Origin of the sequence: Maribacter litopenaei, assembly GCF_025244665.1 — a bacterium.
Classification (GTDB): domain Bacteria; phylum Bacteroidota; class Bacteroidia; order Flavobacteriales; family Flavobacteriaceae; genus Maribacter; species Maribacter litopenaei.
This window is the reverse complement of sequence record NZ_CP104205.1, coordinates 2,980,589-2,999,141: the sequence shown is the minus strand read 5'-3', so window position 1 is coordinate 2,999,141 and position 18,553 is coordinate 2,980,589. Positions and strand designations below refer to the sequence as shown.

Here is an 18,553-nt window from a genome sequence, read left to right as displayed (position 1 = left end):
AAACATATATTTTAGAGGATAGCACGTACAAGGGGGGTAATAAGAAGATTGTTATGCCTGATGGTATAGAAGTGCATAAATTATCCTCTAATGAAAATCCTTTAGGGTATTCTCCAAGGGTACGACAAGCCTTGATGGCAGCCCTGGATGATTTGAGCCAATATCCCGACAATACAGATATTCGATTAAGGGAGGCCTTGGCAAGGGATTTCAACAATGAACTTTCGGCAGAACATTTTATCACTGCAAACAGTGGTTCGGAGATTATTGATATTATTTCAAAGGCATTTCTTGGAGAAGGAGACGAGGTAATTGTGAGTCAGCCCTGTTTTCTACCTTATACGGCATTCACTAGGTGGATGGGGGCAACCGCTATAAACGTCCCAATGACCAAGGACTATGAATATGATTTCGAAGGAATTTTGAATGCTATTACCCCCATTACAAAACTGGTGTTTTTGGCCTCGCCCAATAATCCTTCAGGAACCTATATTCCAAAGCATGTGTTAGTGGATTTTGTAAATAGAATACCGGAACATGTGATAATTGTGTTGGACGAGGTGTACCGTCATTTTGCCGAAGCGTCCGATTACGTTACCGGACTCCCTTTCGTAAAGCAACAAAAAAATATCATTGCGATTAATAGCTTTTCCAAGACCTATGGATTGGCCGGACTTCGGGTGGGCTATTGCTATGCACCATTGCATATCAGTAGTTATATCCGAAAAATTTGTAAACCGTTTTTGTTATCCTCCCTTGCGTTGGAAGGTGCCATTGCTGCACTTGAGGATTTGGAATTCGTACAAAGGACGGTCGATTTGGTATTTGAGGAACGTGCCTTTGTACTGAAAAGGTTAAAAGAGCTCAATATTAAGTATTGGCCCACCCAAGGAAATTTTGTAATGATTCAACCTCCAATTCCCGATTTGGAATTTGTAAAAAAACTGGAACAAAAAGGAATTATGGTGCGGCCGGTGGGAAATTTTGGCGCTTCGGGGAGGGTGCGTATTTCTTTTGGTACACGAGAGGCAAATATCGCCATGTTGAAAGCTCGGAGACCATTGTAAAATTAGGTGAAGTAACAATATAAAATTTTTTAGCAACCATGTTGCATTAACAACAATATAAAAACAAAAATGTATGTCAACAACCATAGAAGCAGAGAAGAAGAAAGATGAAATAACCGATTTCATGCCTATAAAAGGCACGGATTATTTGGAACTATATGTCAGCAACTCCAAACAAGCGGCACACTTTTATAAAACCGCTTTTGGTTTTGAATCCTTGGCCTACAAAGGGTTGGAGACCGGTAGTAGGGAGTTTGAATCCTATGTGGTTCAACAAGATAAAATTAGATTGGTACTTACGTCGCCCCTCAAAAGTGGGACAGCGGTAGGTAAGCATATAGATAAACATGGCGATGGCGTTAAAGTAACTGCTTTGTGGGTAGATGATGCTACGTATGCCTACGAGGAGGCGGTGAAACGCGGTGCCAAAAGCTTTATGAAACCCCAATTAGAGGAAGACGACCATGGAAAAGTAATACGTTCAGGTATACATACCTATGGTGAGGTGGTGCATATCTTCGTTGAACGTAAGGATTACAATGGGGTCTTTTTACCAGGATATCGTAAATGGGAGTCCGACTACAAGCCGGAGTCCGTTGGTCTTAAGTTTGTAGACCACATGGTGGGGAATGTTGAGGAAGGACGGATGAACTATTGGGTGAAATTCTACGAGGACGTTATGGGTTTTAAACAGATTCTTTCTTTTGATGATAAGGATATTTCCACAGAATACACAGCCCTTATGAGTAAGGTGATGAGTAACGGAAATGGACGTATCAAATTTCCAATCAACGAACCTGCACCTGGTAAGAAAAAATCTCAAGTGGACGAATATCTTGAGTTTTATGAAGGCGAAGGGGTTCAGCACATTGCTGTGGCAACCGATGACATTGTAAAAACGGTATCCGACCTTAAAAGTAGGGGAGTGGAGTTTTTAACAGTTCCTACTACCTATTATGATGTTCTGACGGAGCGAGTAGGTAAGATTGATGAGGATATAGACTCTTTACGGAAACTGGGTATTTTGGTTGATCGTGACGATGAGGGTTATTTGCTTCAGATTTTCACCAAAACGGTACAGGCAAGACCAACAATGTTCTTTGAGATTATTCAAAGAAAAGGAGCTACTTCCTTTGGCAAAGGAAACTTTAAAGCATTGTTTGAAGCTATTGAGCGCGAACAGGAACTTAGGGGTACTTTGTAATATCCTAAATTGAGTAACTTTAAAGGATAGTACCATATTAAATAACATTCTATGCCCATATATCATAAACAAGGAAAAATACCACCAAAACGGCACACACAATTTCGTAGGCCGGATGGGGAACTATATTCCGAGCAATTGTTCGGGACTATAGGTTTTGATGGCATGTCTTCCCTGCTCTACCACCACAATAGACCCACCATGGTCAAGGAAATTGTGAAGAGCACGGATTTGTCCCCTAAAATCGCCTTGGAGAAACATATTCGTTCGTTGAAACTCATCAGTTTTAATACGGAACCAAAAGACGATTTTCTAGAGGCACGGGAACCCTTGTTGGTCAATAGCGATGTGCATATTGGGGTAGCGGCTCCAAGGAATTCTATGACATCCTATTTTTATAAAAATGCCGATGCGGATGAAATGTTGTTCATCCATAAGGGCACGGGTACGTTGAGGACCATTTTTGGAAATATTTCTTTTGAATACGGCGACTATTTGATCATCCCAAGAGGGGTTATTTATCAAATTGATTTTGATGCTGAGGACAACCGTATTTTTTACGCGGAGTCCTTCACGCCCATATATACTCCAAAACGATATAGAAACTGGTTTGGTCAGTTGTTGGAACATTCGCCATTCTGTGAACGTGATTATAAACTTCCCCAAGGTTTGGAAACCCATACCGATATGGAGGAGCATCTTATAAAGGTGAAAAAGCAAGGGGTATTGCATGAAATGATTTATGAAGGACATCCTTTCGATGTAGTCGGTTGGGATGGCTACAATTATCCTTACGGATTTTCAATTCATAATTTTGAACCAATTACCGGGAGAATCCACCAACCGCCACCGGTGCATCAGACCTTTGAAACATCGGCCTTTGTCATCTGTTCCTTCGTGCCAAGGCTGTATGATTATCACCCAAAATCCATCCCGGCCCCTTATAATCATTCCAACATAGATTCAGATGAGGTCTTGTATTATGTGGACGGAGATTTTATGAGTAGAAATGGCGTGGCTCCGGGCAATATTTCCTTACATCCTGCAGGCATTCCGCACGATCCGCATCCAGGTACGGTAGAGCGAAGCATCGGACAGAAAGGTTCCGAGGAGCTTGCCGTGATGATTGATACCTTTAAGCCCTTAATGGTGACGGAAAACGCCATGAAATTGGAGGATGGTGACTATTATCGTTCTTGGTTGAATTCATAAATTTTATTTAAGAATGAAGCCATTGACCACTTGGGTGCAAGTACCCCACCATTCTGATTTTTCTATCTATAATTTGCCGTATGGGATATTTTCTACCGATGATAAAAGCCCCAGGGCCGGTATAGCCATTGGCGAACAGATCGTGGACCTTTCCGTTTTGGCAAAAGCTGATTTATTGCAGGTAGAAGAACATTATTTTTTGAAAGATAGTCTGAGCGATTTTATCGCGTTGGGTAAACCAATTACGAATAAAGTCCGACTTGATGTTCAAAGGTTTTTGACGTTGGGAGATTCCCCACTTAAAAGCCTGCCCGATGCCTTTGTCCCCCAAAATAAAGCCACTATGCACCTCCCTGTCCAAATTGGGGATTATACGGATTTTTACAGCAGTTTGGAACATGCTACCAATGTAGGTAAGATGTTTCGGGATCCTGAAAACGCGCTGTTGCCCAACTGGAAACATCTTCCGGTGGGCTATCACGGTCGGGCATCATCCATTGTAGTAAGCGGTACCGAAATACACCGACCTAAAGGCCAAGTATTGCCAAGAGGAGAAGAAACTCCAATTTTCAAGGCTTCCGGTCGGCTGGATTTTGAATTGGAAATGGCCTTTATTGTTGGTAAGAAAACTGAATTAGGAGAATCTATTCCTGTGGATAAGGCTTCGGACTATATTTTTGGTATGGTGTTGTTCAATGACTGGTCTGCCGAGAGACATCCGAGAAATGGGAATATGTGCCTCTAGGACCCTTTTTGGGCAAAAGTTTTGCCTCGTCGATTTCTCCCTGGGTGGTAACTATGGAGGCTTTGGAACCCTTTAAGGTATCGGACCCAAACAAGACCCGAAGTGCTTTCGTATTTAAAAAGTGATGGTGAGCATAATTATGATATTGATTTGGAAGTGACCATAACCCCGGAAAATTCCGAACCGCAAACCATCTGCCGCTCCAATTTCAAATATATGTATTGGAATATGGCCCAGCAGTTGGCGCATCATACCGTAAACGGCTGTAATGTGAAAGTGGGTGATATGATGGCCTCCGGCACCATTTCCGGGAAGGACGAAACGGCCTTAGGGTCACTTTTGGAACTTTCTTGGGGCGGCAAAAAGACAATTCAACTTAAAAACGGACAAACCCGAACCTTTTTGGAAGATAATGACACGATAACCATGAAAGGGTTTGCAGAGAAGGATTCCATTCGAGTGGGATTCGGTGAAGTTTCGGGAAAGATACTTCCCGCCAAAAAATAAAATATGACAAAAACGATCGATCCAAATAGCGTTTCGCAACAAGAGTTACATGGATATCTTCTATCGGCCGTAGCTCCTAGGCCCATTTGTTTCGCCAGTACGGTGGATAAAGATGGAAACGTGAATTTAAGCCCTTATAGCTATTTCAATATTTTCAGCATAAATCCTCCGATTATGATTTTTTCACCCAATCGAAGTGGGCGGGATGGATCCATGAAACATTCCCATCAGAACGTATTGGAAGTTCCAGAGGTAGTTATTAATATAGTCAACTATCCCATGGTGGAGCAAATGTCCTTGACCAGTACTTCGTATGACAAAGGTGTAAATGAATTTGTGAAAGCCGGATTTACCCAGGTTCCCAGTGAAAAAGTAAAACCGCCTAGGGTAGGGGAGGCGCCCGTGGCCATTGAATGTTCTGTAACAGAAGTGATAGAACTGGCAGATACTCCGGGAGCGGGAAACCTAATCCTTGCAAAGGTGGAATTGGTGCACATTAATACCGATTATTTAGATACTAATGAGCAGTTAGATACCCAAAAATTGGATTTGGTAGGTCGTATGGGGGGAAATTGGTACACACGTTCTAGTGGTGCTTCCCTTTTTGAGATACCAAAACCCATCAGAAACCAAGGAATCGGCGTGGATCAACTCCCCGAAAAAGTACGGAACAGTACCGTTTTAACGGGTAATAATTTAGGTAGATTGGGGAATTTGGAGGACCTTCCAACAAAAGAATCTATCGATAGAATCGCTGCCCTTCCGGAAATTAAGCAACTTCGGAAAGTACTATTGATGAGGTGAAAATCCACAGACTCGCCCAGCAATGGCTCTTAGAGAATAGAACCGAGGACGCTATGGCGCTGTTATGTATCCGATAAGTTACGAACTACACTTTCGAAGCAGTTAAACAAAAGTCCTTTTGAGGAAAGACAACACTGTGGGATTGGTAAATTTAGCATTCAACCAATAATTATTCATCATGCCCATAATTGGAAGTGTTATTAAAGGTCTTATAGATGTTACAGGAACCATTTCAGGAGATCAAAACCCTATTGAGGAACAGGAAAAAGTATTGATCAGTTTATTGGAAAATGCATCTGAAACCCAATTTGGAAAGACGTATGATTTCAAAAATATTTTAGAAGCTAAAAATAAGGCCAAACGCTTTGCCCAAAAAGTCCCATATTTTGATTACAATAGTATAAATGATAATTGGTGGAACAAACTTCATAATGGGGAAGAAAACGTTACTTGGCCCGGCAACCCGGATTATTTTGCCTTAAGCTCGGGAACCACCGGCAAGACCAGTAAGCGTATTCCCGTTACGGCGGACATGATCAAAGCCATTCGTTGGGCCGGAATTAAACAGGTATTGGCCCTTAGTAATTTTGATTTTCCGTCAGATTTTTTTGAAAAAGGAATTTTAATGTTAGGAAGCTCTACCGATTTAGTAAAGCAAGAGGATCATTTGGAAGGGGAGATTAGCGGTATAAGTGCCAGTAATATTCCCTCTTGGTTCCGGGGCTATTACAAACCCGGCGAGGAAATCGCCAAGATTGACGATTGGGACGAACGTGTAGAAAAAATTGTTGAAGAGGCACCCAATTGGGATATTGGTGGGTTGAGTGGAATTCCTTCTTGGATAGAATTGATGCTAAAGGAGGTCATAAAAGCCCATAACCTAAAAAACATTCATGAAATTTGGCCCAATCTTGAGGTTTATACCTCTCGGTGGTGTTGCTTTTGGACCCTATGAGAAAAGTTTCAACGCCTTAATGGGGCGTCCGATTACTGTTATAGATACCTATCTCGGCATCCGAAGGGTTCATTGCATTTCAGGCAAGGCCGGAGACAGATGCAATGAAATTGGTGACCGATAACGGAATTTATTTTGAGTTTGTGCCTTTCGATCCCGATTTGATTCTAGAGGACGGATTCCTGAGTCAGGACGCAAAAGCTTTGACGCTCGCTGAAGTTGAAGAAGGTCAAAATTATGTCCTGATCATAAGTACTGTAAGTGGAACATGGCGTTACCTCATTGGGGATACTATAGAATTCACGGATGTGGAACGGGCCGAAATTAAGATTACAGGTCGGACCAAGTTTTTTCTAAATACTGTAGGATCTCAATTGTCCGTAAACAAATTGGACGATGCCCTGCAGGAGCTGGAAAACAAATTTGATGTGGAGGTCCCTGAATATACCTTATGTGCTAAGAAGTATGAGGAGGGTTTTTATCATACCTGGTATTTAGGAACCAATGCCCAATTAAATCCTGAAGAAGCTGCAAATGCCTTGGACGATTCTTTGAAAGAGGCCAACAAGAACTACAAGGTGGCGCGCTCAAAGGCTTTAAATGGAGTTAAGGTGTTTGTGGTGGAACCTGAAGTTTTTTATGAATGGAACGACCAAAACAAGAAAAAAGGCGGTCAGGTGAAAATGGAGCGGGTTATGGGAGAAGAAAAATTTAAGGAATGGGAAACGTTTGTAGAAAAACAAGCATAACTACTTTTTTTGTTCAATCAAGGGCGGTATCCCTTTCTTCCACAAGGAGCATGATTTCTTCCGGACTTAAATAAAGGCGTTTGATTCTATTGACATATTTCTCGGTAAGTCCGGCTTTTTTGAGGATAAATTCCTTGGTTGCCAAAATATAGTCTTCCATACCATGAATAACAGCGAAGGAGTCTGCCCTCCGTTCGGCCTTCCTAATATATTTCTTTGAAAAAACGTATTTCATTCCGAAACCAATAAGATTGAGTCCGCTACGATTCTTAAAATCCATGATATGGCCCAATTCGTGTCCCAGCCATCCTATCATGATATTGGAAGGTATATCCTTGGTTAGGTAAACACTGTCCGCAATTTTTATTTTTTCACTGATCAGTATTTTATACTTTCTGTTTTCTTTGCTTTTAAAAACACTCCAAAAGGCAGGTTGGGCCTGCATGGTAGATTTTTCTATATGCTTTTTGAACTTAAACTCGATTGGGGTATTTGCCAATTCAGGGTAGTGGGATAAGGCTATCAAAGCTTCCTTTTTAATTTCGTCAGGTATGATATGTGACTCCGTATTTTGCATAAAAAGACTAAAAAATAATGCGATTAAGAACATCAAGGCAATGATAATTTATAGCAATGGGCTAAAGAATTTGGCGAGACCTTCCATAAACTTTACATAAATGGAACGTTTTTTAAAGGAGACCAATTCCAACTGAATATCTTTCTTGCAATGACCGAAAAATAATTTTTCTATCCTTTTGGCCATATCCCCATTATAAATAAGGACATTGGTTTCAAAGTTATGTTCAAAACTTCGGTAATCAAAATTACCGGACCCCACAGAGGCTATTTCCCCATCGATTATAATGACTTTGCTATGTGAAAAATCCGGTCTAAGATAGATGTTGGCACCTACGTTAAGTAATGCCTCAAACCCCGAGAACATACTGTATTTGGCCAAAAGGGAATCCGACACTTTCGGAGTTAGTAAATTTACTTCCACCCCGCTGAGGGACGCAATCTGAAGGGCCTCCAAAACGGGCATCCCGGGAATAAAATAAGGATTGGCAATACAAATACTTTTTTTGGCCGAGTTTATCATGGCCAAATACTGTTGCATGATGGCCGGGTATTTAGAATCGGGCCGCTGGCAACCACTTGTGCTATGCAATCGCCCTTAGTCTCCATCTTTGGAAAATATTTATCCTCAAGCAAGATGTCCTCATTACTGGCAAAGTGATAGTCCTTTACAAAAACTCGCTGTAAACTATTTACTATAGGACCTTCTAACCTTAAATGTAAGTCTTGCCAAAGACCTAGATCTGAGATAGGTTTTATATATTTATCCGAAACATTAAAACCCCCTGTAAATCCTACTTTACCATCAACAATCACAATTTTTCTATGATTTCTATAGTTAAGGGTGAACAATAAATTCCCGAATCGGATGGGTAGTGAGGAATGTGCCTTAACCCCAATTTCCTTGAACCTCTTTATCAGCTTGCCTCGTAGAGAATGACTTCCCAAGGAATCATACAACATTCTTATTTCAACCCCTTCCTTGATTTTTTTGGAGAAAAGCTCATAGAATCTGTCCAACAATTCTCCCTTTTCAAGGATATAATATTGAATATGAATAAATTTTTCTGCTTTTTCTATCGCATCGAATATGGCCCCAAAGGCCTCTTCACCATCATTTAAGAGGTCAATCTTATTATCTTCATAGGGAGCGAAATAGCAGTTTTTACGAATTAATGAGGCAATTTTATCATGTTTGTGCTCACCAAAATTGTGTATGCTTTTCTCCCCTCCTTTTAGTTCTTTATATGTTTCGGAATATAACTTTCTTTTTTCGGTCTGTTTTAGTTTAAAGAGTTTGAACTTTCTTCTATTAATCCCGAAAAGATAATAAAGAATAGGATCGAGAAAGGGTAGGATGATAACGGTCAGTGACCAGCTTATCATCTTTGTGGAACGCATTCCATAAAAGATAATATTGATGATGCTCCAAAGGGTAACGACCAAATAGGAAATCCAGAGTATGGTATTCATTTAGTATCTTTAAAGTAGTCAACAATATACGCTATTTTGAGGGTGTTTGCTTGCATGTATAGTGTTACCGACACTTTTAATTTGATATGAGTTAAGTTTTGGAACACACGGTTATTAATTTTAAAAACTAAAGAAAAATGGGAGTTATTGCAATGGATAAAAGACAGATTACTTTATACTATAGTTCAGAAAATTCTATCGGTAAACAGATCCATGCCTACGTTGAGTCCTCCCAAAAAAAGAATTTGGCCATTGACATCTCAAAAACAAATGTAACGGGAACCCAATGGGCTGAATTGGCGGATGGATTACATAAGGAAATCAAGGATTTGGTCGCAATGGATCACCCTGACTTTTTAAACACCTACGGGGAACAGGGTCAGGATTTGGATGAAAATGACTGTATCAAAATCTTGCAAAAAGAACCGCACCTTCTTAAACACCCAATAGCTATTGACGGGAATCACTACATTGAATTGGAAAGTGCCGCCAGTTTTAAAAAATTTATGGAGCCTGATAGTGCCGGGTTAAACGAATCCTGATTTTATGTATCTTGAAAGGAGTTAATAACATTCAACTCCCAACTATAGCCTAGTGCCTATGAACATTAGAAAATTGATTGTCTCGGCTTCTAGGCTCTTTATTTGTTTTGATTGGGCTCTATTTCGTAGCCGAATGGCAAATGAGCAAGGCCATATCCGAATTTTTAGACCGAAAAGTTCCTAATCATATCCAATATTCCTATGACCAACTTGAGATAAGTCTTCTCAATGGCGACCTGGATTTTGAAAACCTGGTCGTAAATAATGTCGGAAGGCAAACCTCTTCATGCGAGATTTCGTTAAAATCAGAGAATATTGGAATAAGCGGATTGAGCTATTGGAAATTTTTCCTAAATGATGAGATTCATGTCAAGGAAATTCATTTGTCCCAGCCTAATTTAAACTTCAAGACTTGCCCAAAGGATACTACAAATAGGTCTAAGACACACAATCCCATTAATCTTTTAAAATCAATTTCCGTGAATGAGATCCTTCTCGAAAAAGGACATGTTGAAATTTGGGACTCTCAGGGAACGGATCGCTTGTTAAAGGTGGAAACCATAGACTTCTCCATGAAGGATGTCCTCACAGATTCTATTCAAATAAAAGAATATGTACCTATTAAATTCGAGGAATACCTACTGACCTTTGGTCAAATCAGTGATCCTTCGGGAGAATATGAGGAATTTGAAATAGGTTCTTATCAAATGGACAACCACAGTATTGAGATTTTAGATCTTACATTCAATACCAAATATTCTAGAAAGGAATTAAGCGAAAAAATCAGATATGAAAGAGATCATATCACTTTAAAAATCCCTGAGATAAAGATTGAGAAGCATGATTTGAATGTCATTGACGAAGTACTTCAGTTGGAGTTTGACACCATTGCGGTAAGGGAACCTTATTTTGATATATACAGGGATAAAAGTCTATTGGACAACAATACCAGAAGGCCGTTATATGCGGAGCTTATTAGAAACCTTCCTTTAAAACTTCAAATTGGCGATATAACTATTTCTAATGGTTTTCTGAGTTATGAGGAGAATGCTCCCAATAATGCAAGACCGGGAATACTCACTTTTGAAGAGTTAGGTGTTGACATCGGAAATTTTTCAAATGTGGAAACGGAAGGTGAAGAAGTGGATATCAAAATCAAATCCAAATTCATGGGTAATGGTGGACTTGAGCTCGATTGGAAGTTTAACGTATTTGATCCCAAGGAAACATTCATAATTTCAGGCGGGTTAAGTAATCTTAAAACTTCCTCACTAAATGATTTTTTAGTGCCCAATGCCGGACTTAGGGCGGAGGGGATCATTGATCAGATGTACTTTACTATGAGCGGGGGCGATTATACTGCCCAAGGGGATATTAAAATGAACTATGAGGATTTTAAATTGCAGCTACTTAACAAGGATCGAGACCATGTGAAGAAGATTATTTCCTTTACGGGGAACTTGTTCATAAACGACGGTTCTAGGGCAGATGAGGATGGTTTTAGATACGGTACTATCGCAGTAGAAAGGGATCGTAACAAGTCATTCTTTAATTACTTATGGGTTGGTTTGGAAGATGGTCTTATTGATGTCCTTACCGGTAGCGGAAAGAAAAAATAGATACAAAAAAAGAGGGCCAAATGCCCTCTTTCAGAGTTAGTGTTCTTATTTTAATGGTCGTCGACCACATCTTCAGCGGCCTCTTCAACTTCTTCAGCTCCTTCTTCGATTCCATCCCCAACTTCTTCAACACCATCTTCAATCTTCTCGCCAGCGGATTTTTCCTCCCTACAGCTCAATGCAATTCCTACGGTCATCAGACTAAAAAGGAACATTAATATCGACTTTCTCATTGTTTTTAATTTAGGTTAATAATCTAGTTAAGTTGTTTTTATACTACTCTTTTTCCTCTAATTAATGAAATCAAGAAAAGAACTATGAATACAAAGAATAACACCTTTGCTATTCCTGCAGCTCCTGCTGCGATTCCGCCAAACCCTAAAATTCCGGCTATGATGGCTAGTACTATAAATATGATTGTCCATTTTAACATAATATGTGTATTTATTGGTTAATGTACTAAAAGGTCACTCCCTTTTTCCATACTTCAAATATCACGTTTAAAGCACAATAGTCTTTGTTGTATAAGGGCAATCATTAACTCAATCGCTAGGACCCCTACAAACTATAATAAGTTGATTATGTGGATATTTGATAAAATCGCATGTTTCTTTAACACTATTGGTATTTCTTATAAAACATAACACCAAATTATTTTATCTTGTATCCATATTAATTATCCTATGCCCGAAAAAAAGGAACTTAAGGAATTAAATATTATCGATGTTGTAAAAGACATAGCGTCTCGTTTGAATGTGGACTACGAGACTGAAAACAACGAGATTTGTATCGATATACCTGAGGATGCCGGTACGGGCACCATTATGGCCATGTCCTTTTCCCATGGTGTAGGACTAATGGATTTAGACGTCCGTCTGAAAAGAGAAGTTCGTTTTGAGCTAAATCAATCATTGGTTCAGCCTTTGGAAATTATCTATAATAGGGAGTCATCCTTTATCCATAGGTTTAATGGCAAGGAAGATGCCCATGATATAAGGCACTTGGAAAGTGCTATGCTCTCAAGCAATGGTAAACATGGAAATATGGTAGTTTTACCCGCGGATGAACCCATTTGCTTTTTCAATATTGAAATAAACCGAAAGCAATTCGAAGAAAAGATTGGCGATTTTCTTCCGGATATGGATTCAGACTTGGAAGCCCTCTTCAGGGACGTTAATGGTGTAAACCTCTTTTTTTATAAGGCCAATTATAGTTTGGATATTGCCAAGTGCATCGAAGAAATTAAAGAGTGCGAACATTCAGGTTTCCCAAAGAGCGTTTTTATAGAAGGTAAATGCTATGAAATTTTGGCCCATCATTTAAGACAGTATATAGACGACTCTTCCGATCCGGATAATAGAAAAATTTTAAGGCAGGCCACCGTTAAGAAATTAGAGGAAGCAGCGGAAATCATCTCTTCTGAACTTGAGCAAGTAGACAATATCATTGCGTTGGCCAAAAGGGTGGGTCTAAACCAGAATACATTGCAAAATGGTTTCCAGCATTTATACGGTATGTCCGTGAACAATTATATTAGGAACGAACGTATGGAAATGGCTAAGAATCTAATGGAGAAATCTGACCTGAACATCACGGAGATTACCTATAGAATTGGAATCAACTCCGAAGTTATTTTTCAAAACTTTTCAAGGAGCGATATACCATGACCCCCACCCAATATCTTCAAAGGCTAAAGGACAAGAAAGATAGTACCGTAAAATCCAGTTAGTCCTGTTGGATAACTTCTTAATTACATTCTTTGTTTAAAGTTTTAACAAAATATTTATTCAATAAATAGCGCATTTGTGTTAATCAATGTTTCATAATTGTTAATCCTCACCAATAAATACCAATTTCTTTGTATTAGTTATTTTTTAGTTTAAATGACTATGAAAGAGATAGTTATAAATAGTGTAAAGGATGAGGACATGCTCCTTGGCTTTAAAGAGTACCTTAAGGGAACTCCGGAAGAGCGATGGGGAGAGAAGGTCCTTACTTTTGATAACGAGTTTGGGAAGGGTGTTATAAGGAACATTGAGTTTGATTGGGGCGTATCCCTTTTTGATTGTGATCTTACTTTTTTCGACGATGTTAAGGTTACGGTAAAGTCCAAGGGGATTGCACCTGTAGAGTTCATTTATATTTCAAAAGGCGGTTTTACTTATAAGGAAGGACACTTGGGTGAAAAATTGGAATTGGAACAGTTCCAAAACATTATTATTTCTCCGGAGAGATTCCAAGAAAAAAACTTCATTTTTCCATCGGATAAGGAGATAAAGGTCAATGTCATTAGAATTTTTAAAAAAGACTATTTAAAAAAGAAAAACAACAATGTTGCCTATTTAAATGATCTTTTGCTTTCTGTCTTCATGGATGATAAAAATACCTTACCATATTCCCATGGCGGTAGTTATAGTCTTAAGATTGCCGATGAGGTAAAGGAATTGGACAATGTTCACGAAAGTGGCATTATGAGGACCTTGTCCATTGAAGGTAGAATTTATCTCATTCTTTCATTGCAATTATTGGAACACCATAATTTTGAAAATACAGAGCGAATAACGGAATCACTCTCTAAAAGAGATATAAAAAAGATTCACGCTCTTACGGAATACATCATTGATAATATCTCTCGATTCCATATCCGTCGAGGTGCTTTCAAGAAAATCGGGCTTAAGTCCTAAAAAATTACAATTGGGATTTAAGTTGCTCTATTCCAAAACGGTCAATGAATATGTAAGACAACTAAAGTTGGAAGTGTCACGAGATTATCTAAAGAATACCGATTTGACCATTTCCGAAATAGTTTATCTGATTGGTATTAAAAGTAGGAGTTACTTTTCTAAAATTTTTAGTGAGGCTTACGGTATTCTTCCAACCGAATATCGCAGACACCTCAAATGCGGGGAATCCATTAACTCAATCGTTAATTCGATGCCCCAGGGACATATACGGGTTTACATCCAAGTTATCATAATTATAGTATTTATCTGAAACCGAAGTGGCGCTAAAATCCTGTTTAAATGGTTTTTTTAGCAATTGCCTGGTTCTCATGGGTGTTGTTTTTATGTCAAGCCATTCCTCCCGATCATCCAAGGAAATAGTAATGGGCATGGTATCTACTGTGTTCTGAACCTGTTTAATAAAATCGTCCGATTTGCCCACCAATAGGGAACAGGTGATGAAACCGTCTTCCAAAACGGTATAGATTCCTGCCAAATAAAAAGGATTCCCATTTTTGAGCCCTATCCTAAAATGGTAGGCCTCGCCGTTTTCAACAAAAGTTGTAAAAAAACCGGTAACAGGAATCAAGCATCTTCTGCCCACTAAGGCATCTGAATACCATAATCCGTAATCCATAGATTCCTCATGAAAATTGAGCGTATTAAAGTTATTTTGAAAAATGCTCCAGTCTGCCGTATGGCTTTCTCGGCAGAAGTCCCCAAATGGCCAAGGAAAGTTCATTTTGCTCTTCCATGGTAATGATGGGAATGGAAACCTCTTTTAACCCATGGATGATATTTTGTGGTTTATAAAGATTTGGATATTTAAATGAGGCCTTTGTCATTCTTTCCAGTGTCTCCTTCTCCGCTGTATTTGATAGTTTAAAATACATGTACCTCCTCAATTTTATACTTGCAAGTTTATTAAAACTTAAAATTGCAATTGATTGAAATGCCAAAAAAGGTAACCCATTAGAAATAAGTGACTTATTTCTGTTATAAAAGCCTTGTATTTACTGTATTTCGTTAAAGATTTATGCTATTTCGGCAATGACCGCCATAAAATCGACCTACCTTTAATGTAGGTTATAATCCTACAAAACAAGAAATAATACCGATATGGAAACACGAAGAAAAAATGCTTTACATGAGCTTAATCTCTTGAGTGAGAGGTTTAAAGGTGAAGTCACAAATGACAGGGGAGTTCCGGTGTTGGTTGTGGATTCATCAATGGGCTCAGGACAAATCAATATAGTAAATCTTGAAAAAGGCCTCTTGGCCATGGAATTCGATCTATCCTTAAAACAGGATTTCGAACTCTTAATGGACCATTCGGACAGTGAGATTGTATTTTTATTTTACTGTCTTAAAGGAAATTGCTTTCATAAATTCAGTGGCCACGAAATTGTGACCAAATTGGAAGAATTGCAGACCGGGGTCGTTTTTGATGATGACGCGCACACCACTAAATTAATTTTCAAAAGGGACGAACATGTCATTTTCAATTGCCTAAAGGTTAACCTAAAGGAATATCAAAAAGGGGCAGAGGAATCTGATTTAGACACAGTGGCAAACCTATTGAACTCCTACGATAAGGAAATCATGGGCCATTTGCATGTGGGCAAGTTCAATTTGGAAATTGGGGAACTTATCAAGCAGTTGGAGGATGCCAAATACGCGGATTCCATCGCTTCTCTGACCTATTTTAATGGTGTTTGCCATATGATTTTGGCAAAACAGATACAACAGTTCCAAGAAGATATGGAAAAAGGCTTAAAGCCGGCTACGACATTATTAAAAAAGGAGCTGCAAATGATCAATGAGCTAACGGATTATATCAATAATTATCCGAGAGGCTGAACATAGTATCAACAGTATCTCTGAAAAGTCTCGGACTCTCCCCATCCAAATTGCAGCTTGGATTCAAGTTTATGCATGACACCACTTTAGGGGAGTACATACGAATTGTGAGACTGGAAAAGGCAGAAGAGTTAATAAGGATGCACAGATCTTAATATTTCTCAAGTAGTATATTCCATAGGTTTTACGAGCAGAAGTTATTTCTGCAAAATATTCAAGAAGAAATACAACTGTAGTCCTAAGACTTACAAAAAGAAGGCGAACAAAATCGCATTACAAAAAGAAAAGAAGGCCGCTTAGCCTTCTTTTTTTCTTTACATAGCAATCAATATTCTTTATGCCAAGTCTTCCAAGGTTTTTATGTTGGAAAGCCCATTTTCTATGGCATGTTTTTGACTTTTTAAAACCGCAGATGTACTACTTGGTAAGGAAGTCTCTTGTAGCACCTCATTATATTCCTCTACGGCGGCTTTTTCTCCCCTAATGGCCTCTTCCAACATAGATTCGGCATCATCTGAAGAAAATAGTGCTTTAACATCCATCCAGGCCCTGTGCGCCTTGCTGGTAAAGCTATCCCCTTTTTCTACTTTTTGGCCAAAGCTCGCAATCTCGTCCTTAAGTTCGTGCCCAAAATCATAGCGTTGCTTTGCCTTATTTTCAAAATAGGTTTTTAATGCAACGTTATCCGTATTGTCTGCCGCCTTTTTAAAACCTTTCTCAGCATCGTAGGTCTTTTCCAAAATGTCGTTCAATTTGTCGCCCACTTTTTCTGTGTATGTACTCATTTTATTTTTGTTTAAGTGATAGGCCTTTTTCTCGGATGTAGGCCATTTAACATCCTCAACTTTTAATGATAGAACTTGTTCCTTAGTTTAAACGATTCCAATCGCCGTCTTTTTTCCTTTACTTGTTCTGTATCATTTTTGGTAGTCCCATCATCCGCTAACGAATCTATATCAATATTGATAAAGGATTCACTGCTGTCTGTATTTTGGAACTCCAGTTCAGGTTCAGTGGTTTGGTCAAAAACACTTTCCTTTATGAAAATCAAAAGGAAGCCGGATGCCATTAAGATGGAAACTCCCCCTATAAGTTCTACTATGGATATCATGCGTACTATTTTTTTACAAATCTAATTGAGGTGCAAAATTTCATTTGTCTTTATACATCCGAGTTTTTGCTCTAACCGATACAGCTAATTTTACCACCAATAGGGTTAAAAATGACGTGGATAAAAATGGGCTACAACCAGAATAATTCAGAATTTCACAGCAATAGTTAATATTCCAAATTGGTTAGAATTTGTGGGTTACTCAAAACCTTCTTCCCATTGTCTTGTTCTCCAAATTCAAATGACAATGGGAAGCACAAGTTCTAAATCTTTTATTCTTTATTTCATGATTAAAAAAGGAGCTGAGGTACAATGGAAATGGGGAAATGGCTTTGCCAAAGGAAAAGTCAAGGAAACCTATGACCATGAGGTGACCAAAACTATAAAGGGAACGGAAGTGACCAGGAAAGGAAAACAGGGCGACAAGGCCCTGTATATTGAGCAGGAGGATGGTGACCATGTACTTAAAAGCGAAAGTGAGGTGGAGCATCTTTAATAATGTCCCTTAAATCTTATTCCGCTGCTTCCTCCTCTGAAACGATTTTTAGTTTTTGCGGAAAATCCAATGTCCTGATAGGGAATGGAATGTTTATGCCATTTTCATCGAAGGCTTTTTTAACCGCTATCATAGCATCGGTTTTGGCTCCGGCCACTTCAAGCGCTGATGTGGACTTTATCCAAAAACGGGTCTCGAAATTGATGGAACTATCGCCAAATTCTTCATAAAGAAAAATAATATCGTCCTTGTTCTCAATGGACTCAAAATTTTCCAAGATGGTTTTCTTTACCAAATTGCGCACGAAATCAAGGTCAGATTCATAACCTATGCCACATTCCAAGATTACCCTTGATTGCGCCGTGGTGGAATAGTTTTTAATGGGGTTTTCAACCACCAACTTGTTGGGTAGGAAAACCAAATTGTTATCAGGTTGTTTTAGTGTTACCGATCTTAAGTCCAAATCGATTACTTCACCTTCAAAACCATTACTTTCTATCCAATCCCCAAACTTTATATGCTTTATGTAGGAAAGGACAATTCCTGAATATGTATTGGCCAAAGCGCCCTGAAGAGCTAGACCAACGGCCGAGACCAACAACCCCGGCACCGGCGAGTACGGTATTTAACGCCTTGCTTAAGTTTAAAATTCCCAATACCAAAAAGAGACCCAAAAGTACAATGGCCATGGAAGCGATTTTTGACAATAAGCTTCTCATGGATGCCTGCAATTTTGTTTTCTCCGAAGTCTTGATACTCCTTTGCTGATATATCTGGATATAAATACCGTTATCGCAAAAACGATAATGGCAATCATGATGTTCGGTAAATTCAAAATAAAAGTGTCGAACCACTTGCCCAGTTTTTCCAACATCTTGGACCATGCTTCAGAAAATTTTTCGCTCATAAT

23 protein-coding genes and 2 pseudogenes are annotated in these 18,553 nt (G+C 39.0%); 14 read left to right on the top strand and 11 right to left on the bottom strand.

What is annotated here, in order from left to right; genetic code table 11:
• Window positions 1-53: 53 nt before the first annotated feature.
• The 6 genes and pseudogenes from NYZ99_RS16250 (at window position 54) to NYZ99_RS16225 (ending at window position 7,243) form a co-directional block, all read left to right on the top strand.
• Window positions 54-1,067 (top strand): pyridoxal phosphate-dependent aminotransferase, encoded by a 1,014-nt coding sequence (locus NYZ99_RS16250; RefSeq protein ID WP_260572312.1) that lies wholly within the window; start codon window positions 54-56, stop codon window positions 1,065-1,067.
• Window positions 1,068-1,140: 73 nt separating this feature from the next.
• Entirely contained in the window at window positions 1,141-2,271 is a 1,131-nt protein-coding gene (hppD, locus tag NYZ99_RS16245) for a 4-hydroxyphenylpyruvate dioxygenase (protein ID WP_260572311.1), read from the top strand.
• A gap of 51 nt (window positions 2,272-2,322) precedes the next feature.
• A complete protein-coding gene (locus NYZ99_RS16240; RefSeq protein WP_260572310.1) occupies window positions 2,323-3,483 on the top strand; it encodes a homogentisate 1,2-dioxygenase in 1,161 nt (386 codons plus the stop codon).
• A 22-nt stretch (window positions 3,484-3,505) separates the two neighbouring features.
• Window positions 3,506-4,735: pseudogene (gene fahA, locus NYZ99_RS16235) on the top strand (fumarylacetoacetase).
• A 3-nt stretch (window positions 4,736-4,738) separates the two neighbouring features.
• The gene (locus NYZ99_RS16230; RefSeq protein WP_260572309.1) at window positions 4,739-5,539 is read left to right on the top strand and encodes a flavin reductase family protein; all 801 of its coding nucleotides are present in this window, start codon (window positions 4,739-4,741) and stop codon (window positions 5,537-5,539) included.
• A 178-nt stretch (window positions 5,540-5,717) separates the two neighbouring features.
• Window positions 5,718-7,243: pseudogene (locus NYZ99_RS16225) on the top strand (GH3 family acyl-acid amido synthetase).
• A 13-nt stretch (window positions 7,244-7,256) separates the two neighbouring features.
• Here the strand turns inward: NYZ99_RS16225 and NYZ99_RS16220 are convergent.
• The 3 genes from NYZ99_RS16220 to NYZ99_RS16210 are packed head-to-tail and all read right to left on the bottom strand — an operon-like array spanning window position 7,257 to window position 9,292.
• On the bottom strand, window positions 7,257-7,853 hold the full coding sequence (locus NYZ99_RS16220) for a hypothetical protein (RefSeq protein ID WP_260575258.1): 597 nt from the start codon (window positions 7,851-7,853) through the stop codon (window positions 7,257-7,259).
• Between the two features lie 15 nt (window positions 7,854-7,868).
• Window positions 7,869-8,360 carry a phospholipase D-like domain-containing protein gene (locus NYZ99_RS16215; RefSeq protein WP_260572308.1) on the bottom strand — a complete coding sequence of 164 codons (492 nt, stop codon included), beginning with the start codon at window positions 8,358-8,360 and terminating at the stop codon, window positions 7,869-7,871.
• Window positions 8,339-9,292: a phospholipase D-like domain-containing protein gene (locus NYZ99_RS16210; protein WP_260572307.1), complete on the bottom strand. Its 954-nt coding sequence runs from the start codon at window positions 9,290-9,292 to the stop codon at window positions 8,339-8,341. The genes NYZ99_RS16215 and NYZ99_RS16210 overlap by 22 nt, the downstream gene beginning before the upstream one ends.
• A 137-nt stretch (window positions 9,293-9,429) precedes the next feature.
• Here NYZ99_RS16210 and NYZ99_RS16205 point away from each other — a divergent pair, with 137 nt between their 5' ends.
• Together NYZ99_RS16205 and NYZ99_RS16200 are read left to right on the top strand one after the other, a co-directional pair.
• The gene (locus NYZ99_RS16205) at window positions 9,430-9,834 is read left to right on the top strand and encodes an arsenate reductase family protein (protein WP_260572306.1); all 405 of its coding nucleotides are present in this window, start codon (window positions 9,430-9,432) and stop codon (window positions 9,832-9,834) included.
• A gap of 140 nt (window positions 9,835-9,974) precedes the next feature.
• Window positions 9,975-11,453: a hypothetical protein gene (locus NYZ99_RS16200; protein WP_260572305.1), complete on the top strand. Its 1,479-nt coding sequence runs from the start codon at window positions 9,975-9,977 to the stop codon at window positions 11,451-11,453.
• 50 nt (window positions 11,454-11,503) lie between these two features.
• On the opposite strand, the gene NYZ99_RS16195 is transcribed toward NYZ99_RS16200, so the two are convergent.
• Both NYZ99_RS16195 and NYZ99_RS16190 read right to left on the bottom strand, forming a co-directional pair.
• On the bottom strand, window positions 11,504-11,686 hold the full coding sequence (locus NYZ99_RS16195; protein ID WP_260572304.1) for a hypothetical protein: 183 nt from the start codon (window positions 11,684-11,686) through the stop codon (window positions 11,504-11,506).
• A 38-nt stretch (window positions 11,687-11,724) separates the two neighbouring features.
• Window positions 11,725-11,886 (bottom strand): DUF1328 domain-containing protein, encoded by a 162-nt coding sequence (locus NYZ99_RS16190; RefSeq protein WP_260572303.1) that lies wholly within the window; start codon window positions 11,884-11,886, stop codon window positions 11,725-11,727.
• 250 nt (window positions 11,887-12,136) lie between these two features.
• On the opposite strand from NYZ99_RS16190, the gene NYZ99_RS16185 reads away from it, so the two are divergent.
• From NYZ99_RS16185 to NYZ99_RS16175, 3 genes are all read left to right on the top strand, one after another.
• Window positions 12,137-13,120, top strand: a complete 984-nt coding sequence (locus tag NYZ99_RS16185) for a helix-turn-helix domain-containing protein (RefSeq protein ID WP_260572302.1) — start codon at window positions 12,137-12,139, stop codon at window positions 13,118-13,120.
• Window positions 13,121-13,342: 222 nt separating this feature from the next.
• Window positions 13,343-14,137 (top strand): AraC family transcriptional regulator, encoded by a 795-nt coding sequence (locus tag NYZ99_RS16180; RefSeq protein WP_260572301.1) that lies wholly within the window; start codon window positions 13,343-13,345, stop codon window positions 14,135-14,137.
• Complete coding sequence (locus NYZ99_RS16175; protein ID WP_260572300.1) at window positions 14,106-14,447, top strand: helix-turn-helix domain-containing protein; 342 nt, start codon at window positions 14,106-14,108, stop codon at window positions 14,445-14,447. The genes NYZ99_RS16180 and NYZ99_RS16175 overlap by 32 nt, the downstream gene beginning before the upstream one ends.
• Here the strand turns inward: NYZ99_RS16175 and NYZ99_RS16170 are convergent.
• Window positions 14,373-14,813, bottom strand: a complete 441-nt coding sequence (locus NYZ99_RS16170; protein WP_260572299.1) for an SOS response-associated peptidase family protein — start codon at window positions 14,811-14,813, stop codon at window positions 14,373-14,375. The two genes, NYZ99_RS16175 and NYZ99_RS16170, sit on opposite strands and share 75 nt — an antisense overlap.
• 31 nt (window positions 14,814-14,844) lie before the next feature.
• Complete coding sequence (locus tag NYZ99_RS16165; protein ID WP_260572298.1) at window positions 14,845-15,069, bottom strand: SOS response-associated peptidase family protein; 225 nt, start codon at window positions 15,067-15,069, stop codon at window positions 14,845-14,847.
• Window positions 15,070-15,295: 226 nt separating this feature from the next.
• Here NYZ99_RS16165 and NYZ99_RS16160 point away from each other — a divergent pair, with 226 nt between their 5' ends.
• On the top strand, window positions 15,296-16,036 hold the full coding sequence (locus NYZ99_RS16160; RefSeq protein WP_260572297.1) for a hypothetical protein: 741 nt from the start codon (window positions 15,296-15,298) through the stop codon (window positions 16,034-16,036).
• 156 nt (window positions 16,037-16,192) lie between these two features.
• Window positions 16,193-16,336, top strand: coding sequence for a helix-turn-helix domain-containing protein (locus NYZ99_RS23010; RefSeq protein WP_420845231.1), 144 nt, complete (start codon window positions 16,193-16,195; stop codon window positions 16,334-16,336).
• Window positions 16,337-16,371: 35 nt separating this feature from the next.
• Here NYZ99_RS23010 and NYZ99_RS16155 read toward each other — a convergent pair whose 3' ends face one another.
• Both NYZ99_RS16155 and NYZ99_RS16150 read right to left on the bottom strand, forming a co-directional pair.
• Window positions 16,372-16,821: a ferritin-like domain-containing protein gene (locus NYZ99_RS16155; RefSeq protein WP_260572296.1), complete on the bottom strand. Its 450-nt coding sequence runs from the start codon at window positions 16,819-16,821 to the stop codon at window positions 16,372-16,374.
• Between the two features lie 62 nt (window positions 16,822-16,883).
• Entirely contained in the window at window positions 16,884-17,147 is a 264-nt protein-coding gene (locus NYZ99_RS16150; RefSeq protein ID WP_260572295.1) for a hypothetical protein, read from the bottom strand.
• A 286-nt stretch (window positions 17,148-17,433) separates the two neighbouring features.
• Between NYZ99_RS16150 and NYZ99_RS16145 the strand changes: the two genes are divergently transcribed.
• The gene (locus tag NYZ99_RS16145; protein WP_260575257.1) at window positions 17,434-17,643 is read left to right on the top strand and encodes a hypervirulence associated TUDOR domain-containing protein; all 210 of its coding nucleotides are present in this window, start codon (window positions 17,434-17,436) and stop codon (window positions 17,641-17,643) included.
• Between the two features lie 16 nt (window positions 17,644-17,659).
• On the opposite strand, the gene NYZ99_RS16140 is transcribed toward NYZ99_RS16145, so the two are convergent.
• Together NYZ99_RS16140 and NYZ99_RS16135 are read right to left on the bottom strand one after the other, a co-directional pair.
• The gene (locus NYZ99_RS16140) at window positions 17,660-18,253 is read right to left on the bottom strand and encodes a mechanosensitive ion channel family protein (protein ID WP_260572294.1); all 594 of its coding nucleotides are present in this window, start codon (window positions 18,251-18,253) and stop codon (window positions 17,660-17,662) included.
• 105 nt (window positions 18,254-18,358) lie between these two features.
• Window positions 18,359-18,550 carry a mechanosensitive ion channel family protein gene (locus tag NYZ99_RS16135; protein ID WP_260572293.1) on the bottom strand — a complete coding sequence of 64 codons (192 nt, stop codon included), beginning with the start codon at window positions 18,548-18,550 and terminating at the stop codon, window positions 18,359-18,361.
• Window positions 18,551-18,553 lie beyond the last annotated feature (3 nt).

Coding starts and splice junctions, on each gene's coding strand:
- hppD (WP_260572311.1), top strand. CDS start 1,141: ATGTCAACAACCATAGAAGCAGAGAAGAAGAAAGATGAAATAACCGAT.
- NYZ99_RS16155 (WP_260572296.1), bottom strand. CDS start 16,821: ATGAGTACATACACAGAAAAAGTGGGCGACAAATTGAACGACATTTTG.
- NYZ99_RS16195 (WP_260572304.1), bottom strand. CDS start 11,686: ATGAGAAAGTCGATATTAATGTTCCTTTTTAGTCTGATGACCGTAGGA.
- NYZ99_RS16160 (WP_260572297.1), top strand. CDS start 15,296: ATGGAAACACGAAGAAAAAATGCTTTACATGAGCTTAATCTCTTGAGT.
- NYZ99_RS16250 (WP_260572312.1), top strand. CDS start 54: ATGCCTGATGGTATAGAAGTGCATAAATTATCCTCTAATGAAAATCCT.
- NYZ99_RS16185 (WP_260572302.1), top strand. CDS start 12,137: ATGCCCGAAAAAAAGGAACTTAAGGAATTAAATATTATCGATGTTGTA.
- NYZ99_RS16170 (WP_260572299.1), bottom strand. CDS start 14,813: ATGGATTACGGATTATGGTATTCAGATGCCTTAGTGGGCAGAAGATGC.
- NYZ99_RS16205 (WP_260572306.1), top strand. CDS start 9,430: ATGGGAGTTATTGCAATGGATAAAAGACAGATTACTTTATACTATAGT.
- NYZ99_RS16210 (WP_260572307.1), bottom strand. CDS start 9,292: ATGAATACCATACTCTGGATTTCCTATTTGGTCGTTACCCTTTGGAGC.
- NYZ99_RS16200 (WP_260572305.1), top strand. CDS start 9,975: ATGAGCAAGGCCATATCCGAATTTTTAGACCGAAAAGTTCCTAATCAT.
- NYZ99_RS16215 (WP_260572308.1), bottom strand. CDS start 8,360: ATGCAACAGTATTTGGCCATGATAAACTCGGCCAAAAAAAGTATTTGT.
- NYZ99_RS16240 (WP_260572310.1), top strand. CDS start 2,323: ATGCCCATATATCATAAACAAGGAAAAATACCACCAAAACGGCACACA.
- NYZ99_RS16230 (WP_260572309.1), top strand. CDS start 4,739: ATGACAAAAACGATCGATCCAAATAGCGTTTCGCAACAAGAGTTACAT.
- NYZ99_RS16150 (WP_260572295.1), bottom strand. CDS start 17,147: ATGATATCCATAGTAGAACTTATAGGGGGAGTTTCCATCTTAATGGCA.
- NYZ99_RS16190 (WP_260572303.1), bottom strand. CDS start 11,886: ATGTTAAAATGGACAATCATATTTATAGTACTAGCCATCATAGCCGGA.
- NYZ99_RS16135 (WP_260572293.1), bottom strand. CDS start 18,550: ATGAGCGAAAAATTTTCTGAAGCATGGTCCAAGATGTTGGAAAAACTG.
- NYZ99_RS16165 (WP_260572298.1), bottom strand. CDS start 15,069: ATGTATTTTAAACTATCAAATACAGCGGAGAAGGAGACACTGGAAAGA.
- NYZ99_RS16145 (WP_260575257.1), top strand. CDS start 17,434: ATGATTAAAAAAGGAGCTGAGGTACAATGGAAATGGGGAAATGGCTTT.
- NYZ99_RS16220 (WP_260575258.1), bottom strand. CDS start 7,853: ATGTTCTTAATCGCATTATTTTTTAGTCTTTTTATGCAAAATACGGAG.
- NYZ99_RS16180 (WP_260572301.1), top strand. CDS start 13,343: ATGAAAGAGATAGTTATAAATAGTGTAAAGGATGAGGACATGCTCCTT.